Annotated in this window: 3 protein-coding genes; 2 read left to right on the top strand and 1 reads right to left on the bottom strand. The window is 41.2% G+C overall.

Translation table 11 applies throughout. From position 1 onward, the window contains the following. Window positions 1-261 precede the first annotated feature (261 nt). Both hcp and CXF78_RS09280 read left to right on the top strand, forming a co-directional pair. Complete coding sequence (hcp, locus tag CXF78_RS09285; RefSeq protein ID WP_102036607.1) at window positions 262-1,920, top strand: hydroxylamine reductase; 1,659 nt, start codon at window positions 262-264, stop codon at window positions 1,918-1,920. A 113-nt stretch (window positions 1,921-2,033) separates the two neighbouring features. Continuing rightward, window positions 2,034-3,245 carry an FAD-binding oxidoreductase gene (locus CXF78_RS09280; RefSeq protein WP_102036606.1) on the top strand — a complete coding sequence of 404 codons (1,212 nt, stop codon included), beginning with the start codon at window positions 2,034-2,036 and terminating at the stop codon, window positions 3,243-3,245. 93 nt (window positions 3,246-3,338) lie between these two features. Here the strand turns inward: CXF78_RS09280 and CXF78_RS09275 are convergent. Continuing rightward, window positions 3,339-5,243: sensor domain-containing phosphodiesterase (locus tag CXF78_RS09275; RefSeq protein WP_102036605.1), on the bottom strand; the 1,905-nt coding region annotated here is incomplete at its 5' end.

The following is a 5,243-nucleotide window of genomic DNA, read 5'->3' as shown; positions in this document are numbered from 1 at the left end:
GTTAATGATGTCTTACTGACTCTAGCTACGTTATTTTCCCTATATTCATGTTCATTATGTCGCTATAGATATTGATTTTAGCGCGCCATACCCTTCGTTTTCATTCAATAAATACCAATCAATATTAGCGATTGCTGAAGGTGATGTGGCTCATAAAATCTAACATTGCTACCAAAAACGGGTTTTGATTTACAGTGTAAAGAGTAAACTCGCTTCTAACATGTAAAATTTATACATGAATAATATTTGAGGAGTAGAGTTATGTTTTGTGTGCAATGTGAGCAAACCATTAGAACACCAGAAGGCAATGGCTGTAGTTACTCGCAAGGTATGTGCGGCAAGTTAGCGTCGACGTCTGATATTCAAGATTTATTAATCTATATGCTGCAAGGCGTGTCGGCTTATGCAGTTAAAGCGCGTGAGTTTGGCATTGTAGACAACGACATTGACACTTTTGTGCCTAAAGCCTTTTTTGCCACGTTAACTAACGTAAACTTCGACGATGAACGCTTAATTGATTATGCCTACCAGGCACAAACGTATCGCGACCAATTAAAAGCGGCTTACATTGCTGCTTGTAAAGGCCAAGGTGTCGAGCCAGAAATGGTGAGCGGCCAAGGTGAGTTATTACTTGCTACCTCAAAACCTGAGATTTTAGCCCAGGCGCCAATTGCACTGCTTAACGGCGGAGGCGTAAATGAAGACATTTTAGGCTTACGTTTATTATGCCTATATGGCTTAAAAGGCGCAGCGGCTTATATGGAGCATGCTCGCGTATTAGATCAAACTGATGTCGATGTGGCTGCTGAGTTCCATAAAATCATGGCATTCTTAGGCGAAGACTCTGTTGATGCTGACAAGTTATTTGCTACTGCAATGGCAATTGGCCAATTAAACTACCGCATTATGGCGATGTTAGATTTAGGCGAAACCACCTCTTTTGGCCATCCTGAGCCAACACAAGTGAATACCAAATCTGTTAAAGGTAAAGCGATTTTAGTGTCTGGTCACGACATGAAAGATCTAGAGCTTATTCTTGAGCAAACCGCAGGCAAGGGCATTAATGTCTTTACTCACGGCGAAATGTTACCAGCACTTGCTTACCCATCATTTAAAAAATACTCGCATTTAGTCGGCAACTACGGCGGCGCTTGGCAGAATCAGCAAAAAGAATTTGCCACTTTCCCAGGTGCAGTAGTGATGACCTCAAACTGTATTATCGACCCTACTGTGGGTGAGTACTCTGACCGTATTTATACCCGCAGTATCGTAGGTTGGCCTGGTGTAACTCACGTTGAAGGTGATGATTTCAGCGAAGTGATTAACAAAGCCCTTGAACTTGAAGGTTTTGCTTATGATGAAATTCCACACATGATCACCATCGGTTTTGCCCGTAACGCCTTAATGGCAGCTGCACCAACCGTAGTTGAAAACGTTAAAAATGGTTCTATTAAGCACTTCTTCTTAATTGGTGGTTGTGATGGTGACAAGTTAGAACGTAATTACTTTACCGATTTAGCTAAATCTGTGCCTGACGATTCAATTATTTTGACCTTAGGTTGCGGTAAGTACAAGTTCAATAAATTAGACTTTGGTGACATCAATGGTGTGCCACGTTTACTTGATGTGGGCCAATGTAACGATGCCTATTCTGCTATTCAGTTAGCGTTAGCGTTAAAAGATATTTTTGAGTGTGACCTTAATGATTTACCGCTGAGCCTAGTGTTGTCGTGGTTTGAGCAAAAAGCGATTGTGGTGCTATTAACCTTGTTATCGCTTGGCGTGAAAAACATCCGTACAGGACCTACTGCGCCAGCGTTTTTATCTGAAAATCTAATGAATATTTTAGAGCAACAGTTTGGTTTACGTGGCACTACCGATGTTGAGTCAGACTTAAAAGCCATGATGAACGTGGCGTAATTAGCCCTAAAAATCGTGCATTTATGTTACCCGTATTTGCACGATAACGATTACAGGCGATATGAGATTTTCATATCGCGCTCTGTGTTTTTTACTGCGTTAAAGGTGTCAAAATGAGTAGTACTCCCTCAATTGGTTTTTCATTTTCACAAGCGCTTTCTGCCCAAGCGGCAAAAAAGGTGACTCCTGTTATCGAGGCCCCTGTTTTCAAGAGCACGCCTACGGTGCAACCACCTGCGTTGACAGGCTCGAAAGCACTTTTGGCTGCTGAGAACTGGCAACGAGGTGAGGTGCAACTTTGTTGTGTTGAAAAATGGAATGAAACCCATGATGTGGTGAGTTTTCGATTTCAAGGGATTGAACCGGTTAAGTTTAATTTTAAACCGGGACAGTTTATTACCTTTAAACTCGACATTAATGGCGACAAGGTTTACCGCAGTTACACTATTTCATCGTCACCTTCACGACCATTTTCGTTAGTGGTTACGGTTAAAAAAATCGCTGGTGGTTTGGTGTCTAATTACTTAACTGAGTCGCTCAATGTTGGCGATGAAGTGACGGTTACTGGCCCTGATGGAATATTTAACTTGATCGACATTGAAGCCGATAAATACTTATTGTTAAGTGCTGGTTGTGGTGTCACACCTATGCATTCTATGTCGCGCTGGCTTTGCGATACCACTACCGACAGTGATATTGCCTTTGTACACAGTGCCAAAACGGTTCATGACATTATGTTTGCCGATTCGATGGCGTCAATGGCATCACGAAGCCCGAGTTTTAATCTTAATTATGTACTTGAGTCAGACAGTAATAAGCAAGAGTTAACCGATAAACATACTTCTACAGGTTGCGAAGGTGGGCGCTTAAGTTTAGAAACCTTAGTCAAATTAGTACCAGATTATCAACAGCGTACGGTGTTTGTATGTGGACCAGAACCCTACATGGCTGCGGTAAAATTAATGCTTGAAGCTGCCGAATTTGATATGAGTCAGTTTAATCAAGAAAGCTTTGGCGCAAGTAGCGCTCTAGGCTTAAAAGCGGCACTAGACAGTAATCCATCAACAGAACGGTTTATGCTGAGTATTGGTGATAAGCAGGTGCAGTTAACTGGCGATCAAAGCCTACTTGATGGCATAGAGTCTGCAAAATTACCGATGATTGCGGCTTGCCGAACGGGTGTATGTGGTGCATGTAAATGTCAGGTTGTTTCAGGCACTACTGTATCGTCTAGCAAAATGGCATTAACCGCTGAAGAAATCGCTGCAGGTTTTGTATTGGCGTGCTCGACTAAAATGACTTCGAATGTGCAGTTAAAAATGTGATACGGCTTACCGTAGTAAATACAAGCCGACTTTGTATCGGTCGGCTTATACGGTACTCGTTGAGTGCGGAACTATTGCGACACATGCAGTAGATTAAAATAGAGGTGTCATTGAGGGAATTAAGTATTGCTGGGCAAAATCATTGGCATCTACAGGTTTCCCCAAATGATAACCCTGCCATATGTTGGCACCTTGTTTAGCCACAAAATCGGCTTGGAATTGATTTTCAACCCCTTCTGCTACCAACGATAATTGTAAATCATTTGCCATGGCGATCATGGTGTTAACTAACTGTCGGCTTTGTTCTGAAGTTTCAAGATTACGAATAAAACTGCGATCAATTTTAACCGAATTAAACGGGTAGTTTTGCAAATAACTGAGTGATGAATAGCCGGTACCAAAATCATCTAAAGACAACCGGATCCCATGATGGTGTAACTTATTTAATATTTCTTGGGCATGTGTAGCATCGTGTATAAACGCATTCTCTGTTAGTTCTATTTCAAGTAAGTTGCCAGGTATTTTATATAACTCCAGCAGTTGCACAATCTTATCTATCAAGTAACTATCTTTGAGCTGTACAGGAGAAATATTAATCGCTAGGTAAAAGTCTCGGTTATATAATTCGCGCCAGTAAGCTAATTGTTTCAACGCATTTCTCAACACAAAATAACCGATTTCAATGATCTGTCCAGATTGTTCAGCATTTTCAATAAAGTCGACCGGTGACACTTGACCTAAAGTTGGGTTATACCACCTGATAAGTACTTCGGCACCAATAACATTTTGGCTTTGGGTGTCGACAAAAGGTTGGTAATTTAACGACAGCTCATCGCGGTTAAGCGCACCTCTTAATAATGACTCCATTTGTATACGATTAGAGAGTTCGGATTCCATTTTGGGGTTAAAAAACTTATAGCCATTGTTATTACTTATTTCACAGTGTGAAAGTGCTGCGCTGGATTTTCTGGAGAGCTCCATAAAACAACTACCATCGTTAGGATAAAATGATACGCCTATTGCGGTGGTAATGGATGCTGGGAAGTCATCAACATGGATAACTTGAGCAAAATGTTGACATAAACGACTGCAAAAAGCCGCCATCTTATCGGCATATAGCTGTTTCTTGGTGGAAATGACGATGCAGAATGTGGTTTCACTGACAGTAGCAAGGTAGGCGTTATTAGTAATAAAGCGCTGAAGCTTCTGAGCCACTAAATTACGCACTTTTTCACTCATGTCATAACCTAAACCGTCTTGAATGACTTTTAAGTTTGTGATGCTGAAATGGACTACCGAAATACTGGTAAATTCATTTTTAGTCGTCAGTTGATTAAACATCGTTTCGAGCTGGTTGAATTTGGGTAAGCCGGTGACAGTGTCGAAACGTTGTTGAATATCGAGTAGTTTTTCTGCCGCTATTCGTGAGTCGATTTCTTGCATTAAATCATTGTTAAGCTTTTCTAATTCAAAAGTGCGCTGTGCAATATGGGTTTCTAATTGTAAATTAGCTTGTGCCAGCTTTTCCTTTTGATCGAGTATTTCTAAATTACTTTCAACATTTTTACGAAAGCATTCCAACAGCATAACAAGATCGGCTGAGTAACCTTTTGCTTTTTTGTCGAGTACACAAATGGTGCCAAAGGCCTCGCCGTTAGGCCAATTGAGCGGTAAGCCGTAATACGAAATCATACCAACAGCAAGATCTGGATTTTGGCGCCAACGAGTATCGGTTAATGCATTTTCAACATGTAATTCAGTTTGTTGCTCAATGACTGATTCACAATATAAGCCATGACCCAGCTTGTCCTTCATCCCAGGAGAATATGGGCTGTCGGTGTTATTGTTGGCAACAAATACTTCCATTTCATCTGCATGCAGTTTCATGATTAATGATGCCGGCACTTTAGCGACCTTAGCGATGAGGTCTACTGTAGTTTGCCAAGACATTAGCATTTCTGGTGGTATCGAAATTGTGTTGTTTTTCAACAGCGGGAT

Source organism: Shewanella sp. 11B5 (assembly GCF_002836795.1).
In the GTDB taxonomy this organism is placed as follows: domain Bacteria; phylum Pseudomonadota; class Gammaproteobacteria; order Enterobacterales; family Shewanellaceae; genus Shewanella; species Shewanella frigidimarina.
The sequence above is the reverse complement of the archived record's forward strand: the minus strand, read 5'-3'. Positions and strand labels throughout refer to the sequence as shown.

Coding starts and splice junctions, on each gene's coding strand:
- CXF78_RS09280 (WP_102036606.1), top strand. CDS start 2,034: ATGAGTAGTACTCCCTCAATTGGTTTTTCATTTTCACAAGCGCTTTCT.
- hcp (WP_102036607.1), top strand. CDS start 262: ATGTTTTGTGTGCAATGTGAGCAAACCATTAGAACACCAGAAGGCAAT.